Source organism: Bifidobacterium sp. LH_491 (assembly GCF_056356495.1).
Genome location: NZ_JBKEUI010000001.1, coordinates 1958156 through 1975541 on the forward strand (window position 1 = coordinate 1958156; position 17386 = coordinate 1975541).

Sequence of the window (17386 nt, forward strand, 5' to 3'; positions counted from 1 at the left end):
AGAGCTACCAAGACACGGTACATCGATGATATTGGGCAGTATGTTGATTACATTACACAACAGCGGTGCATGTCACCGATACGGTATGGAAGAGGTGTGATGACTGACAGGAAGCACATGCCGTCCTCGGCAATTCGGGTGGGGCTAGATATCGGCTCGACTACAGTAAAGGCAGTGGCGTTGGGGGAGCGCGATGGGTTGGACGAGGCATTGTTCCGTGATTACCGTCGTCATCATGCGAATGTTCGTGCCGCCGTTACCGAACTCATGGAAGACGTTCATGCGACGTTGACGCAGCGGGATATTGGAGATGTTCCGATCCGACTGGCGATCACCGGCTCGGGTGGTTTGACGCTGGCAGACGCGCTGAATGTGCCATTTATACAGGAAGTCGTTGCTGAAACCGAAGCCATAGACCGCGAATATCCACGTGCCGATGTCATCATCGAACTTGGTGGTGAGGATGCGAAAGTGACGTATCTCAAGCCAACGCCGGAACAGCGTATGAACGGTACGTGCGCCGGGGGCACGGGAGCGTTCATCGACCAAATGGCCACCCTGCTGGATACCGACGCCAGTGGACTAGACGAGATGGCCTCTCATTATGAGACGTTGTATCCTATCGCCTCCCGCTGTGGCGTATTCGCTAAAACTGACTTGCAGCCATTGATTAACGACGGTGCCGCCAAACCCGATTTGGCAGCCTCAATTTTTACGGCGGTGGCGACACAAACCATCGCCGGTTTGTCGGCCGGTCGACCCATCCATGGCAATGTGGTGTTTTTGGGCGGTCCGCTCTTTTTCCTCCCTCAATTGCGTGAAGCCTTCGCCCGTGCATTGGATGGCAAGGTGGACGAGTTTATCGTGCCGGGCGACGCCCACTTGTACGTGGCGTATGGTGCGGCATTGCTGTCCAGCCAAACGTGTGACGGCGATGCGAATGGTGTGGACAAAGCGGCTGACGCGGGTGAGGAGATGACAATCACCTGCGTGGACGTGTTGGAGCGATTGGATGCCCTGGAGCATATGCCGGGCAGTGCGCAAACCATGCCACCGCTGTTCGATGATAGGGAGGCGCGCGAAGCATTCGAAGCACGTCACCATCGCGAGCATGTGCGTATCGGATCATTGCAGGGTGCCTGCGGTCCGCATTTCCTAGGCATCGACGCTGGGTCCACCACCATCAAAGCCACGTTGATCAATGATGACCGCGAGATTGTATGGTCGAGCTATGCCACCAATGACGGCAGTCCTCTCGACGCTGCCGTCGATATCGTCAAACGTATTGACGCGCAGTTGCCGCCGGAGGCTTATATCGCACGCAGCTGTTCGACCGGATACGGCGAAGGGCTGATCGCTGCCGGTCTGCATGTGGATGAGGGTGTGGTGGAGACCATGGCGCATTATCGGGGCGCGGAAATGGTTAGTCCCGGTGTGACGGCGGTTATTGACATCGGCGGTCAGGACATGAAGTATCTGTCCATCGACGATGGGGTGATCGATTCCATTGCCGTCAACGAAGCCTGTTCATCCGGCTGCGGCTCATTCCTGCAGACGTTCGCGCGATCCATGGGATTGACCATCGAGGAATTCACCCAGGCGGCATTGCGGGCCAAGCATCCGGTGGATTTGGGGTCGCGCTGCACGGTGTTTATGAATTCATCGGTCAAACAGGCGCAGAAAGAGGGCGCGACGATGGATGACATCGCCGCAGGCCTGTGCTATTCGGTGGTACGCAACGCCTTGTATAAGGTGATTAAGCTGCGTGATTCGGGCGAACTGGGCGACACCGTGGTGGTGCAGGGTGGCACATTCCTCAACGATGCCGTGCTGCGTGCGTTCGAACTATTGACCAAGCGCGAGGTGGCCCGTCCCAACATCGCAGGATTGATGGGAGCGTATGGTGCTGCGTTGACGGCACGCATGCATTACGTGGACGGAGCGGACGAGGAAGACGGTGCGGGCTGCGAACACGCGCACTCGGGATTGCTTTCGGGCGATCAGCTTGATGGGCTGTCCATGAGTGTGCAGCGCGACGTGTGCAAACTATGCCAGAACCGGTGCAAGCTCACGGTCACCACATTCCAAGACGGTTCGCGGTATGTGACCGGCAACCGTTGCGAACGCGGCGGCGATTCGACCAAACAGCGCAGCAGCCGACCCAATCTGTACGACTACAAGTACAAGCGCTGCTTCGCTTACCGCCGTCTGACGGATGCCAAGGCCACGCGCGGCGCCATCGGCATCCCCCGTGTGCTCAATATGTACGAGAACTACCCGTTCTGGTTCACGCTGTTGACCTCGCTGGGATTCAAGGTGGTGATTTCCGGCCGGTCCAGCCACGAGCTGTTCACCACCGGCATCGAATCCATCGCCTCGGAAAACATCTGCTACCCGGCCAGACTGGTGCACGGGCACGTGCAATGGCTGCTGGACAAGGGCATCACCACGATTTTCTATCCCTGCGTATCGTACGAGGACACGTTGGTGCAGGATACGGACAACCATTACAACTGTCCGGTGGTGGCGAACTATCCGGTGGTTATCGAAGCCAATATGCCGCAGCTGCGCGATGAGGGCATCCGATATTTGCGGCCGTACTTCAACTTGGCCGACCATGCGCTTATGGTCGATCGCATTGTCGAGGAATTCGCCTGGGCTGGCGTGACCCGTGAGGAAGCGCAGCAAGCCGTGAATGCCGCCTATGCCGAGGATGCGGTATTCAAATACGATGTCCAGCAAGAGGGGCTGCGGGCGTTGGCGTACATGAAGGAGCACCAGTGCCGTGGCATTGTGCTGGCTGGACGTCCATATCACATCGATCCTGAAATCAACCACGGCATTCCCGAAACCATATGCTCGCTCGGTATGGTGGTGTTGTCCGAAGATGCCGTATATGCGCTCGATCCGGCCATACGGGATAGCATCACGCAGTATCTGGCCGATGGCGAACATAATGCACGCGAACATGATGGAGACGGATTCCGCCATGTGGCCCGCGCGACCAGCAGCATGCCGTTGCGGGTGACGAACCAATGGGCGTACCATTCGCGGCTGTATGAGGCGGCGCGTTTCGTCTCGCAGTACCCAGGCCTGGAATTGGTGCAGCTCAATTCGTTCGGCTGCGGCCTGGACGCCATCACCACCGATCAGGTGGCGGAAGTCTTGGCAGACAAGGCCGACGTGTATACGCTGCTCAAGATTGACGAAGTTTCCAATTTGGGTGCGGCGAAGATCCGGTTGCGTTCGCTGAAAGCCGCTGTGGAGGAACGTGAATCCCTTGCGGCTTCACAGGGGTTCCGACACACCGGCGGACGGGCACCAACGCCAGGGCGCCAAGTGCTGCTCGACGCGGTGCAGCATGACAATCATCATACGGCCACGCTGTCGCATTATGCCAACAAGATTCCATTTGGCAAATCCATGAAACGCGACTACACCATTGTTGGTCCGCAGATGAGTCCCATCCACTTCTCATTGGTTGAATCGGTGATTCGTTCCGGCGGTTACCATTTCGATATCCTTGAACACGCCAGCCGCGAAGACGTCGAACTCGGCCTGCAATACGTCAACAATGACGCGTGCTATCCCGCCATTATGGTCGTCGGCCAATTGGTGGACGCCATTGTGCAGGGCAAATATGATCCGGATAAGGTGGCGCTTGCCATTACGCAGACCGGCGGCATGTGCCGTGCGACGAATTATTTCGGCTTGATTCGCAAGGCGTTGATTGATGCCGGGTATCCTCAGATTCCGGTGATTGCGCTCTCCACGCAAGGTTTGGAGGATAATCCCGGATTCAAGGCGACTCCGGCATTGCTGCATCGTGCCGTCAAAGCGCTCATGATCGGGGACGTACTGCTCAAATGCCTGATGCGGGTGCGTCCGTATGAACAGACGCCGGGCAGTGCGAACGCACTGTATAAGCAGTGGGATACGGTAGTGCGCGAAACATTGGAACATCACGGCTATTCGCGTACTGCACGGCGGCTGTGGGGAGTGGGATACCTGCCGTATGGTCGGCTGGTCAAACGTATTGTGCGCAGTTTCGACGCGTTGCCGCTGCGTGACATTGCCCGTAAGCCGCGTGTAGGCGTGGTGGGTGAGATTTTGGTGAAATACCACCCCGATGCCAACAATCATCTGGTTGAGGTCATCGAATCGCAAGGTTGCGAGGCCGTAGTGCCCGGCATTATGGAATTCATGACCACGCGGCCCTACATCGATGATTGGAACCGCCACTATTTGGGTAAGGGCGGCAACGCGTTGTCGTATGCGGCGATGCGGTGGATTCTGGATCGTTACCACGCGCCGGTGCATGCTGCGATAGCCTCGGCGCACGGCAAATTCGAGCAGGATCTACCGATGCCCGAATTGGTCAAGAAGGCAGCGGAGGTGACGTCCATCGGCGTGCAGGCTGGCGAAGGTTGGCTGCTTACCGCGGAAATTTTGGAGCTGATCGCTTCGGGATGTCCCAATATCGTGTGCGCGCAGCCGTTTGCCTGCTTGCCGAATCATGTGACCGGTCGTGGCATGTTCGGCAAGATTCGCCGGCTGCATCCGGAAGCCAATATCGTATCCATTGATTACGATCCTGGCGCTTCGCAGGCCAACCAGCTGAACCGTATCAAGCTGATGATCGCCGCGGCGAAGAAAGCCCACGCACAGCAGGTCGGTGAGGTGCGGTAGCCCGGCCTGATGAGTGGGCTGTCCTGTCGTCGTGGGCAGGCCGGTGCCGGCAATACGGGTCGGATGTGACATGAAAAGGTGATGTTGGTCACGTTACGACGGTGGTATGCCGCGTCGGACAGCGGTTTTGCTGGGTATCGGCTTGCGCCTAGGGCCAATCCATGACGTGGGTATCGCCGAAAACCAGTGGACGCTATACACTGGGCAAGGTAAGCAACCTGTGTGGAAGGAAGCAGCATGAGTGCGGAAGCAAACGTAGGCGTCATTGGATTGGCGGCAATGGGCGGCAGCCTGGCGCGTAATCTTGCCCATCACGGCAATAGGGTGGCGGTGTTCAACCGTTCGTATGGCCGTACCGAAACCCTCATGGCGGAACATGGTGACGAGGGAGCGTTCTTCCCCGCCCGCACGCTGGAAGAGTTCGTCGATAGCTTGGAAAAGCCGCGTACCGCCATCATCATGGTCAAGGCCGGAGCGCCTACCGACGCCATGATCGATGCGTTGGCCGATCTGATGGAGCCGGGCGACATCATTGTGGACGCCGGCAACGCCTATTTCCCCGATACGATTCGTCGTGAGCGTGCTATTCGTGCGCGTGGTCTGCATTTCGTGGGCTGCGGAGTATCCGGCGGCGAGGAAGGTGCCTTACGTGGTCCGTCCATGATGCCGGGCGGCACGGAGGAATCCTGGAAGACGCTCAAGCCCATCTTTGAATCCATCGCTGCCAAAGCCGAAGGTGAGCCGTGCGTGACGCATATTGGTGCCGATGGTGCTGGACACTTCGTCAAGATGGTGCATAACGGCATCGAATATTCAGATATGCAGCTGATTGCGGAAAGCTATGATTTGATGCGTCGCGGTTTGGGCATGTCCACTGAGGAAATCGGCGATGTGTTCGCCGCATGGAACGAAACCGAGCTGGATTCCTACCTGATTGAGATCACGGCCGAAGTGCTACGCCAGCGCGATCACGCGACCGGCCAGCCGCTGGTGGACGTCATCGTCGACCACGCGGGCATGAAGGGCACCGGCACGTGGACGGTGCAAACCGCATTGGACTTGGCGGTGCCGGTCACCGGCATTGCTGAAGCGGTGTTCGCCCGTGGCCTGTCCTCGCAGTCCGCGCTGCGCGAGGAAGCCATGCGCCAAGGATTTGCCGCCCCCACCGAAGCGGTGGATATGCCGTTGGAAGAGCGTCAGGCGTTCGTCAACGACATCCGTGAAGCCTTGTACGCTTCCAAGATCGTCGCCTATGCGCAGGGCTTTAACGAAATCACTGCCGCCGCGCAGGAGCACGGTTGGGACATCGATCTGGCTGCCGTGGCGCGCATTTGGCGTGGCGGTTGCATTATCCGCGCCAAGTTCCTCAACCGTATCGCGGAAGCGTTCGAGTCGGGAGAAGCGAATGTGTCGCTGCTGTTCGCCCCGTACTTCAAGGACGCCATCGAAACCGCGCAATCCTCATGGCGGCGTGTGGTGGCGCGCGCTGTACGGTTCGGCATTCCCGTTCCCGCATTCTCCTCGTCGCTGGCGTATTTCGACGGATTGCGTTCACCGCGTCTGCCTGCCGCGTTGATTCAGGGACAGCGTGACTTTTTCGGCGCACACACCTATGGTCGTGTGGACAAGCCGGGTGCGTTCCACACACTGTGGGCAACCGAGGATCGTCAGGAAATCGAAGCCTAGGCGCACAGTAGCCAACGAGCGTCGCCAATAGGCGCTTGATACGACCGTGGGGTGGCAGTCCGTATAGGAACCGCCACCCCACGGTCATATTGTCCGTACTCCAGCCGGCCTTCATGCGCATGCTATTTATGGTGCAAGCTGTCGTATGCGCGCACTGTCGTATGAGCACGCCGTTGTATGCACGCACTGTTGTTGCGCAGACTGTCAGAGTTTACCGGCGGCCACGGCGATTACGACAGCAGACTAGCCGCAGCTTGGTCCACCATCCACAGCACTTCTCCGGCAGCATCGGCATACGAGACCGGTGCCTGCGGGTTGCGCGGTGCATCGCATGCGAGTCGCAGCGCCTTGGCCTTGCCCTCTCGTGAGGTGATGATCCAGGTGCGCTCGCTGCGGGAGATCATCGGTACGGTTAAGGTCAGGCGCAGCGGCGGCGGTTTGGGTGAATCGCGCACGCCGGCGACCAGTACGTGCGGATCGTCAATGCATACTTGCGGCAGACCGGGGAACAGCGAGGCGAAATGAGCGTCCGGCCCCATGCCGAACATGGCGATGTCCATGCGTGGCTGCGTGCCGAGTTGGTCGATAAGCTCGCGCTGGTATTGCTCTGCGGCATATGCCAGAACGGCGTCCTGCTCCTCATCGTTGGCGGCGGCAATGGTGTCGGCAGCGCGGGTGTCGGCTGGCATGGGATGGATGTTGGATTCAGGCAGCAGGCCGTCGGCCACCAGCGCTCCCAAGCACAGTTCGTAGGCCTGTTTGGCGTTGCGGTCCGGGTCGTCGGCGGCGACGAACCGTTCGTCACCCCACCAGCAGTGGACGCGTTTCCAGTCCACGGCGCCGCGCAGCGGACTGGTGCCGATGGCGTGGAGGATGGCGTTGCCATCGGTGCCGCCGGTAAGCGCGATATCCACGCGCGTGCGCGTCGGCTCGGCAAGCAGGTCGATGATGGTGAGCAGCAGTCGCTCGGTGGCGACGGCCGCAAGGGTGTTCGGGTTGTCGTATATCAGCATGGATGATGTACTCACGATGTTGGCTTTCTATGCGGTTGCCTCCACGGCAGCCGCATAGGCGGAGCATGGAGGCAACGGTTGGTTGGCAGATATGCCGGTCAGTGTTCGGGATGGATGAGTTTCCATCCTTGGCTGATGACTTCGCCGTAGACTTCGTCCGGGTTGAGTCGGCGCAGTTCTTCGTTGAGGCATTCTTCCAAACTGCGCTTCGGAACATTGATATGCTGCGGAGCCTGTCCGGGAATGCATAATTGCGCCGCGCCGGAATCCGGTTCGGGGCGTTCAAAGCGCAGCGTGCCGTCGGCCCGGGTGAATGAGACGCCGGTGACGGCGGAGGCCGTAGGCTGCTCGTCAATCAGAACCGGTACGCCGAGTCGTAGCCGTAGCCAGGCGGCTAGGAGTTCGGTGGGCAGGAAGTCGCGTGGTCCGCACACGGTGGCGGAGAGCACGGGATTGTGCGGCGGCTGGTCAAGCATAGTGGCCAGCAGCGCGCGCCAGATGGTGAGTCTGGTCCACGACAGGTCGATGTTCTTCGGCGAACGGTTACGGCGCAAATCGTCCATGGTGCGCGCCGGATTGGAGGAGCGCATGGCGTCGGTGATGCGGCTGTTTGCCATGGCGCCCAGCAAATCGCGTGAGGGGTCTGCGGGAGCGTCGGTGGGCCACCAGGCCACGACCGGCGCATCGGGTACCAGTAGCGGAATGACCAAGGTATCTTCGTGGTGGACCAGACCGCCGCGGGGGCGCAGCACGATGATTTCGCCGGCGCCGGCATCCGAACCGAAACGGATTTCCGCATCCAGGAAGGTGTGTCGTTCCTCACCGGCTTGTTCCTGCGGTGCGGCGTCGGGACCCTGGTCATGCGCAGTGGTCGCGGATTGGGTTTGCGCGCTGGTGTACGGGGCAATGGCGATCACCCGGCAGGGGTGTTCGCGGCTGGCGTTGTTCGCCACGCTTAACGCCGATTCCAGCTCCTGCTCGGTGGTCGAGATCAGCAAGGTCAACACCCGGCCTTGGGCGGCTTCGCCGCGTTCTTCGTGCAATTGGTCGATGCGTGCCGAGATTTCGCGGGTTTCGGTATTGGGCATCACGATGATCATGGCATCCTCCAATGGCGTCCGTCGCGGGCCAGCATTTCGTCCGCTTCTGCGGGTCCCCATGTACCCGAACGATATGGTTGGGGCTGTCCGAGGGTGGCCCAGAATTCTTCGATGGGGTCAAGGATCTTCCACGACAATTCGACTTCGCGAGTGGTGGGGAACAGCGGCGGATCGCCCAGCAGCACGTCGAGGATCAGGCGTTCGTAGGCTTCCGGCGAAGATTCAGTGAAGGAGCGTCCATAGCCGAAGTCCATGGAGACATCGCGCACTTCCATGGAGGTGCCGCCGGGGACTTTGGCACCGAATCGCATGGTGACGCCCTCGTCGGGCTGCACGCGGATCACGATCGCGTTATTGCCCAGCTCGCGCGTTGCCGTGGACTCAAACGGCAGGTGCGGCGCGCGCTTGAAGACGACGGCGATTTCCGTGACGCGCTTGCCCAGCCGCTTGCCGGTGCGCAGATAGAACGGCACTCCGGCCCACCGGCGCGTATCGATGTCGAGACGAATCGCCGCATAGGTTTCGGTGGTGGACGCTGGATCGATGCCCGATTCGTCCAGGTAGCCGACGACTTCATGCGAGCCTTGCCATCCAGCGCCGTACTGGCCTCGTGCCGTGTGTGCGGCCAGATCGTCGGGCAGGCGCACGGCGGACAACACCTTGGTTTTCTCGGCGGTCAGATCGGCTGCGGAGAAGGAGACGGGCTCCTCCATGGCGGTGAGTGCCAGCAACTGCAGCAAGTGGTTTTGGATGATGTCTCGGGCCGCGCCAATGCCGTCATAGTAGCCGGCTCGCCCGCCGACGCCGATGTCTTCGGCCATGGTGATCTGCACGTGGTCGACGTAGTTGGCGTTCCAAATCGGTTCGTACATGGCGTTGGCGAATCGGAAGGCCAGCAGGTTCTGCACGGTTTCCTTGCCTAGATAGTGGTCGATGCGGAACACGCTGGAAGGGTCGAAGACTTCCGAGACCACGCGGTCGAGTTCCTTGGCGCTGGCGAGATTGTGGCCGAACGGTTTTTCGATGATGACTCGTCGCCAGGCGTCTTCGTCTGATTTCGCCAAGCCGCAGTCGGCCAGCTGTCGGGATACCTGTGGGAATGCGCGGGGCGGCACGGACATATAGAAAGCGTGGTTGCCGCGGGTGCCGCGATCGCGGTCAAGTTCGGCAACGGTTTCGCTCAATCGCGCGAACGCCTGCGAATCGTCGAACGTACCTTGCACAAAGCGGATGCCTTCGGCAAGTTGATGCCAAGTCGCTTCGTCAAAGGGGGTGCGGCAATGCTCCATGACGTTGTCGCGCACGAATTGGGTGAATTGTTCCTGGTCCCAGTCGCGTCGCGCGAAGCCGGTCAGGCCGAAGCTGGGTGGCAACAGGCCGCGGTTGGCGAGGTCGTAGATCGCGGGCAGGAGTTTCTTGCGCGACAGGTCGCCGGTGACGCCGAAGATGACGATGCTGCACGGGCCTGCGATGCGTGGCAGCCGCAGGTCGCGAGGATCGCGTAACGGATTGCGCCAAGGTTGCGCGCTGTGCGTGCCGGCGGTTGTGGTTGAGGAATCGGTCATGGGTCCCATCCTAATGTGTTGACCGCTCGCACGCATGGTGCACTTCGCGGTTGGGTAAATAATGCCCCTTATTTTGCAAGCTTTTGCAGACGTAAGTGTGAGGTATCTTACATTGTGTGCCTCATCGTGCGGAAGGCCGCGTTGTTGGTAAGGCGATGTCGAGACATTATGCCGCTCGCAGTGCTCGTGTGGATTTGCTGGCATGGAATGTGGTGTGGCGTTCGCGTGTTCCGTGGTGTGCGCTCGTAAAATTGGTGGCGGTGTCGCCGTGTCGATTGGATGGGCGCGGTTGGAAGAAACACAGTGCATGCCAAGGCGGGTATGCGGCAGAGGATGCGGCGGACGCAAGGAGTGTCATTGATGGTGGATGAGATGCCTGATTATCGTAATCCGCAGTTGTCGGTGGATCGGCGAATCGCCGATTTGCTTGGGCGTATGACGTTGGAGGAAAAAGTCGGCCAGATGATGCAGGTGGATGCTCGTGGCACGGATGTGCGCGAGTTGATTTTGCAACGCCATGTGGGTTCCATGTTGCATACGAAGCCGCAGGATATTGCGCGTGCGGCCCGTATTGTGCGCGAGGAGTCTCGGTTGGGCATTCCGTTGCTGATTGCTGATGATTGCATCCACGGGTATTCGTTCTGGCCTGGCGCGACGATTTTCCCGGAGCAGTTGGGCATGGCGGCTACGTGGGATCCGCAGAAGGTGGAGCAAGCGGCGAGGGTGACGGCGCGTGAGGTGTCCGCCACTGGCGTGCATTGGACGTTTTCTCCGGTGTTGTGCATCGCGCGTGATACGCGTTGGGGGCGTGTGGGCGAGACATTCGGAGAAGATCCGCTGCTGATCGGCGATATGGCGTGTGCGATGGTGCGTGGATATCAGGGTGGCGCCGGCGTGGGCGAGCCGTTGCCGAAGGATGCGATTTTGGCATGTGCGAAGCATTTTGCCGGGTATTCGGAAACACAGGGTGGTCGTGATGCGTCGGAGGCTGATTTGTCGCATCGTAAGCTGGCTTCCTGGTTCCTGCCGCCGTTTGAACGTGCCGCGAAGCAGGGGTGCGGTACGTTCATGCTGGGGTATGAGTCCATCGATGGCGTACCGGTGACGTTCAATCAATGGCTGTTGACTGATGTGCTGCGTGGCGCTTGGGGGTATGGCGGTACGTTGGTGACCGATTGGGACAATGTCGGCCGTGCGGTGTGGGAGCAGCATGTGAAGGCTGATTATGTGCAGGCTGCTGCTGATGCGGTTGCGGCGGGCAATGATATGGTCATGGCTACGCCGAAGTTCTACGAGGGCGCCATTGAGGCGGTGCGTTTCGGGCTGCTGAACGAGTGCGTGCTCGATCAGGCGGTTGCGCGTATTGTGGCGTTGAAGTTCCGTTTGGGACTGTTTGAAGATCCGCGTGTGCCTGACGATGGGTTGATTCGTGAGCGTATCGGGGCACCGGAGCATGAGGCGTGCAATTTGCAGTTGGCGCACGAGTCGGTAGTGCTGCTACGCAATGAGGGTGCGTTGCCGTTGCAGCGCGATCGGGTTGCGCATGTGGCGGTGTGTGGGCCGTTGGCGGATGATGCGCAGATGCAGTTGGGGGATTGGGCCGGCAATTCCGGTCAGGTCGATTGGATGCCGCAGGGCCATCCACGCAATTGTATTGTGACGGTGGTTGATGGCTTGCGCGAGGTGTTTTCCGAAGCGCGGGTGACGTACGAGCCGGGCGCCCGTGTGGTGGATTTGATGCCTGATCCGGCCGGGGAGACGTATCCGGATGGACAGCCGCGCCCGAAGATTGCAGTGCCTGCCGCTGTCGATCGCGATATGGTCGCCCGTGCGGTGGAGCAGGCTCGCCGTGCCGATGTTGTGGTGGCTGTGGTCGGTGATGTGATTGAGCTAATTGGTGAGGGCCGTTCTACGGCGACGTTGGAGTTGCAGGGTGGTCAGTGTGCGCTGTTGGAGGCGTTGGCGCAGGTTGCGCATGAGCGTCAGGTGCCGTTTGTCGTGGTGTTGATGAGTTCCAAGCCGCAGGTGTTGCCGCAGGCTGCGTTGCAGGCTGATGCGTTGTTGTGGGCGCCGAGTCCGGGCATGCAGGGCGGTCGTGCGTTGGCGCAGATTCTTGCCGGTGTGGTTGAGCCGAGCGGCCGTCTGCCGATTACATTCCCTCGTCATGCGGGACAGTTGCCGGTGTATTACAACCAGATTCGCGGTCAGCATGGTGATCGGTATGCGGATTTGACGCAGGATCCTGCGTTTGTCTTCGGCGAGGGTCTGTCGTATACCTCGTTTGCGTATGGTGGGCCGCGCTTGCAGGGTGATGGGGTGTTTGGCGTCGACGATGTGCTGGAGTTGAGTGTGGAGGTAACGAATACCGGAGATCGGTTTGGCGTGGAGGTGGCGCAGGTATATGTGCGCGATATGGTGACGTCGCTGAGCTGGACGGATAAGGAGTTGAAGGCGTATCGTCGCGTGGAGCTTGCGCCGGGGGAGCGTGCGACGTTGCATTGGCAGATTCCGGTATCGGCGTGTTCGATGGTGGATGCGCAGTGCCGTCGCGTGGTGGAGCCTGGTGAGTTTGCCCTGATGGTGGGGCATTCGTCTCGCGAGTCGGATTTGCGTTCGGTGATGTTTACCGTGCGGTGACGCTACGTGGTGCGCGTGGTTTCGGTGGACGTTATGGCTCACGGGGCTATGCTGATGGTCGGATCCGGTGTGTTGCCGGCTCCGATGTTTCCGCTGGTGCATGGTAGTGCTCCGGCGTGTCAGTTGCTGTCGCGCCGTTTGTCATGACGTCAACTTTGTTGTATCTACAACAGTTGTATATGCCTCATATTACGATGCACCTTCGGTGCCGCAAGGCATCTGGATATGTCGAAACGAGGTGCGTGGAAGGGTGATACCTCATGGTGGAACGCGGGCGATTAGACATTCACGAAGTGGATTTGCCGCGTCCCAGTGTGGAAATTTGCTCGCTGCGCAACATGATCGACCGATATCTGACGGTGACCATGCCACAGGATGCGCGGATCGCCACCGGAGGGAATGCCAGAATTATCGGATTCCTGGATCATAACCGTGACCGAGATATTTTCCAGTATGACATCGAGCAGCGTTTTTCCATTACCCGCTCCACTGCTTCTCGGGTGCTGGGGCTGATGGAGCGCAAAGGGTTGATTGAACGCCGCAGCGTCGAACGAGATGCCCGGTTGCGCAAGATTGTGCTCACCGACAAGGCCGATGCCATCGCGGATGCGTTGCGTGTCAACGCTGCCCATATGGAAGCAGTGCTGTTGGAAGGGCTTGACGGTTCCCAGGTGGAGCAGTTGCTGGAATATCTAACGGTGATGAAAAGCAATCTGCGGCGTACGGGATTGGCCGGATGTGAATGGCCTAGGCAGCATGACGGGCACGAGACTGCGTCGTGCGCGTTGGAAGTGGATAATGAGGAAGGAAAGGAAGCTAATGAGTGAGATCAATGCGCAGCATGGCGCGTCGCAGGCACCGCCCAAGCATGTGATCCGAACGTTGTTGCGATCGTTGCGCGAATACAAAAAGCCGAGTTTATTGGCTCCGGCGTTCGTGACGGTCGAAGGTATTTTGGAAATCATCATCCCCACGGTGATGGCCATGCTCATCGATTACGGCATCTCCGGTAAAAGCATCGCCAACATTTGGAAATTCGGCATCATTCTGCTCTGCTGTTCCGCAGTGTCGCTGACGTCTGGCTTCCTGTCCGGCAAGTGCGCGGCCATCGCCTCATCTGGGTTCGCCAAGAACCTGCGTCATGATCTGTTCAAGCACGTGCAGGAGTTCAGCTTCACCAATATCGACCGGTTCTCGACCGGCTCGATTATCACCCGTCTGACTACGGACGTGACCAACGTGCAGAACGCCTACCAGATGATCATTCGTCTGGGTATGCGTGCGCCGGTAATGGTGATTGTCGCGTGGCTGTTTACCTTCCGTATCAGTCCTGATATTTCGATGGTGTTCCTGGCATGCATTCCTATTTTGGGCATCGGACTGTGCGGTTTGGTGGTGTTGGTGCACCCGGTATTCGAGCGCGTGTTCCATACGTATGACCGCCTCAACACGGTGGTGGATGAGAACCTGCAGGGCGTGCGTGTGGTCAAGTCGTATACACGCGAACGTTTCGAAGACCGCAAGTTCTCCGGCATCTCCGCGCTGATCTACCGTGATTTCGTTAAGGCGGAACGTGTGCTGAGCTTCAACATGCCGCTGCTGCAGCTGTGCATGTACGCTGCGATGCTGTTCATCGCCTGGTTTGGCGCGAATCAAATCGTCGCCTCGGGCAACAATGAGGCGTTCGGCTTGACTACCGGTGATTTGACAGCGTTGGTGACGTACGCCATGCAGATCCTCATGAGCATGATGATGCTGTCCATGGTGTTCGTCATGGTTATTATTTCGCGCGCATCGTCCGAGCGTATCTGCCAGGTACTTGTCGAAGAAAGCACCGTGGCGGAGCCCGCCAATCCGGTTATGGAAGTGTCCGACGGCTCCATCGACTTTGACCATGTCACCTTCAAATATTCGGATCATGCCGAAAAGCCGGTGCTCGACGACATCGACCTGCATATCGCATCCGGACAGACCGTTGGCATTGTCGGCGGCACGGGTTCGTCGAAGTCGAGTCTGGTGCAGTTGATTCCCCGCTTGTACGACGTCACCCAAGGGTCGCTTAAGGTCGGCGGCCGCGACACCCGCGAATACGATTTGCAAGCCCTGCGCGACCAAGTCGCCATGGTGCTGCAGAAGAACGTGCTCTTCGCCGGCACCATCAAAGAAAACCTGCGCTGGGGCAACCCGGACGCGACGGACGATCAGCTTCGGCACGCCTGCAAGCTCGCCCAAGCCGACGGCTTCATCCAAGAATTCCCCAACGGCTACGACACCTACATCGAGCAAGGCGGCACCAACGTGTCCGGCGGTCAGCGTCAGCGCCTGTGCATCGCGCGCGCCCTGCTGAAGAAGCCCAAGATCCTCATTCTGGACGACTCCACCAGCGCGGTCGACACCAAAACCGATCAGCTCATCCGCAATGCTTTCCACCACGAGATTCCCGACACCACCAAGATCATCATCGCTCAGCGCGTGGCTTCCGTTCAGGAATCTGACCTCATCATCGTCATGGACGATGGCAAAGTGCTGGCTAAAGGCACCCACGACGAGCTGCTCGCTACCTGCGACGAATACCGCAGCATCTACGAATCGCAAACACAAAACCAGGGAGGTGAGCTCGCATGAGCGAACGTAAGCCACAAGGCATGCAGAAAGCCGCGCCCGGCACCACCCGACGCATTTTCAGCTATATCTTCCAATACAAGTGGCGCGTTGCCCTCGTTGTGGTATGCATCCTCATATCGGCGGCGGCGCAAGCCGGCTCGGCACTGTTCCTGCAGTCCCTCGTCGACAACTACATCCTGCCTATGGTCGGCGTCAGCAACCCCGACTGGACCGCACTCATCGAAGCGCTCGTGATGATGGGCAGCCTCTACGCAATAGGCATCCTCAGCGTATGGGGATACAGCTGGTTGCTCGTCACCATCGAACAAGGCACGCTGAAGCACATCCGCGACGCCATGTTCGCCCACCAGCAGGAACTGCCCATCTCCTATTTCGACACCCATGAACACGGCGACATCATGAGCCGGTACACCAACGACACGGACACCCTGCGACAGGCCATCAGCCAGTCGTTCCCGCAAATGTTCGCCTCCGGCGTCTCCGCCCTGGCCGCACTGCTGTCCATGATCTGGCTATCCGTGCCCTTCACCGTATTCGTGCTCGCCTTCACTGTTCTGCTCATCATCGTCGTACGCAAGATCGTCGGCCGATCCGGCCGATACTTCGTCCGCCAACAGCAGGAACTCGGCGACGTCAACGCATTCGTCGAGGAAGCCGTCAACGGACAAAAAGTCGTCAAAGTCTTCAACCACGAAGCCGCGATGCAACACACCTTCGACCAGAAAAACGACGCCCTCTACCATGCCAGCGCCGAAGCCAACACCTACGGCAACATCACCATGCCCGTCGTCGGCAACATGGGCTACCTGCTCTATGTGCTCCTCGCCATCGTCGGCGGCATCGCCGGCATCTGCGGCGTCGGCAACTTCGGCATCAAAGGCGCCGGCCCCCTCACCCTCGGCACGCTCATCTCCCTACTGACCCTATCGCGCTCCTTCATCAACCCCATCGGCCAAGTATCCATGCAGTTCAACATGGTCATGATGGCGCTCGCCGGTGCCTCCCGCATCTTCGCGCTGATGGACGAGCCGGTCGAAAGCGACAACGGCACCGTGACGTTGGTAAACGTGGAACTCGGCGAAGACGGCCGCACCATGACCGAAGTGGATTACCCCACCGGGCATTGGGCGTGGAAGCGCGAAGCCGACGACGATGGCACACGCTCGCTTGCGGCGGCCAGCAAGCTCAGCCCGGCTGCGGCGGAAGTTGCCCGCAAGGCGCGTGAAAACGCCATCACTTCGCCCGACGGCCGACTGACCCTCCTGCAGGGTGATGTGCGCTTCACCGACGTGACCTTCGGGTACAACCCCGACAAGCCCGTGCTGCACGACATCACGTGGTTTGCCAAGCCCGGTCAGAAGATTGCACTGGTTGGCGCCACAGGTGCCGGCAAAACCACCGTCACCAACCTCATCAACCGGTTCTACGACATCCAGGAAGGGCAAATCCTTTACGACGGTATCTCCGTCAAAGGTATTCGCAAGCCTGATTTGCGGCGCTCGCTTGGCGTGGTGCTGCAGGATGTGAATCTGTTCACCGGCACGGTGATGGACAATATCCGCTACGGCAAGCTGGACGCCACCGACGAGGAGTGCATCGCCGCGGCGAAGCTGACCAATGCGGATGGATTTATCCGCATGTTGCCGGATGGCTACCAGACGGTGCTGGAAGGCGATGGTGCGGGATTGTCGCAGGGACAGCGTCAGCTGATTTCCATCGCCCGTGCGGCGGTGGCGAATCCGCCGGCCATGATTCTTGACGAGGCCACCTCGTCAATCGATACACGTACCGAATCCGTGGTGCAGGAGGGCATGGATAACCTCATGAAGGGCCGTACGGTGTTCGTTATCGCGCATCGTCTGTCCACGGTGCGCAACTCCGATGTGATTATGGTGCTTGACCATGGTCGTATCATCGAGCGTGGCTCGCATGAGGAGCTGATTGCGCTGGGAGGCGAGTACTACCAGCTGTATACCGGCGCGTTGGAGCTTGAGTAACGATTCGCTCGTGTGAAAACGATGGTGAAGGCGGGGTTGAAATAGATCGGTCCCGCCTTTGTCATTGGTGTTTG

9 protein-coding genes are annotated in these 17386 nt (G+C 59.4%); 6 read left to right on the top strand and 3 right to left on the bottom strand.

Annotated features, from left to right (window positions below; translation table 11 throughout):
• Positions 1-99: 99 nt before the first annotated feature.
• Both AC1AWK_RS07430 and gndA read left to right on the top strand, forming a co-directional pair.
• On the top strand, positions 100-4689 hold the full coding sequence (locus AC1AWK_RS07430; RefSeq protein ID WP_476569428.1) for an acyl-CoA dehydratase activase-related protein: 4590 nt from the start codon (positions 100-102) through the stop codon (positions 4687-4689).
• A gap of 237 nt (positions 4690-4926) precedes the next feature.
• Positions 4927-6375, top strand: coding sequence for an NADP-dependent phosphogluconate dehydrogenase (gene gndA / locus AC1AWK_RS07435; RefSeq protein WP_476569430.1), 1449 nt, complete (start codon positions 4927-4929; stop codon positions 6373-6375).
• 230 nt (positions 6376-6605) lie between these two features.
• Here gndA and pgl read toward each other — a convergent pair whose 3' ends face one another.
• The 3 genes from pgl to zwf form a co-directional block, all read right to left on the bottom strand.
• Positions 6606-7403 (bottom strand): 6-phosphogluconolactonase, encoded by a 798-nt coding sequence (gene pgl / locus AC1AWK_RS07440; RefSeq protein ID WP_476569432.1) that lies wholly within the window; start codon positions 7401-7403, stop codon positions 6606-6608.
• Between the two features lie 83 nt (positions 7404-7486).
• Positions 7487-8488 (bottom strand): glucose-6-phosphate dehydrogenase assembly protein OpcA, encoded by a 1002-nt coding sequence (locus AC1AWK_RS07445; protein WP_476569434.1) that lies wholly within the window; start codon positions 8486-8488, stop codon positions 7487-7489.
• Positions 8485-10062 carry a glucose-6-phosphate dehydrogenase gene (zwf, locus tag AC1AWK_RS07450; protein WP_476569436.1) on the bottom strand — a complete coding sequence of 526 codons (1578 nt, stop codon included), beginning with the start codon at positions 10060-10062 and terminating at the stop codon, positions 8485-8487. The genes AC1AWK_RS07445 and zwf overlap by 4 nt, the downstream gene beginning before the upstream one ends.
• 351 nt (positions 10063-10413) lie before the next feature.
• Here zwf and AC1AWK_RS07455 point away from each other — a divergent pair, with 351 nt between their 5' ends.
• The 4 genes from AC1AWK_RS07455 (at position 10414) to AC1AWK_RS07470 (ending at position 17312) form a co-directional block, all read left to right on the top strand.
• On the top strand, positions 10414-12690 hold the full coding sequence (locus AC1AWK_RS07455; RefSeq protein WP_476569438.1) for a glycoside hydrolase family 3 N-terminal domain-containing protein: 2277 nt from the start codon (positions 10414-10416) through the stop codon (positions 12688-12690).
• Positions 12691-12950: 260 nt separating this feature from the next.
• Positions 12951-13517: a MarR family winged helix-turn-helix transcriptional regulator gene (locus AC1AWK_RS07460; protein ID WP_476569440.1), complete on the top strand. Its 567-nt coding sequence runs from the start codon at positions 12951-12953 to the stop codon at positions 13515-13517.
• The gene (locus AC1AWK_RS07465; protein WP_476569442.1) at positions 13510-15315 is read left to right on the top strand and encodes an ABC transporter ATP-binding protein; all 1806 of its coding nucleotides are present in this window, start codon (positions 13510-13512) and stop codon (positions 15313-15315) included. Before AC1AWK_RS07460 ends, AC1AWK_RS07465 begins: the two co-directional genes overlap by 8 nt.
• A complete protein-coding gene (locus AC1AWK_RS07470; RefSeq protein WP_476569443.1) occupies positions 15312-17312 on the top strand; it encodes an ABC transporter ATP-binding protein in 2001 nt (666 codons plus the stop codon). The genes AC1AWK_RS07465 and AC1AWK_RS07470 overlap by 4 nt, the downstream gene beginning before the upstream one ends.
• Positions 17313-17386: the final 74 nt, after the last annotated feature.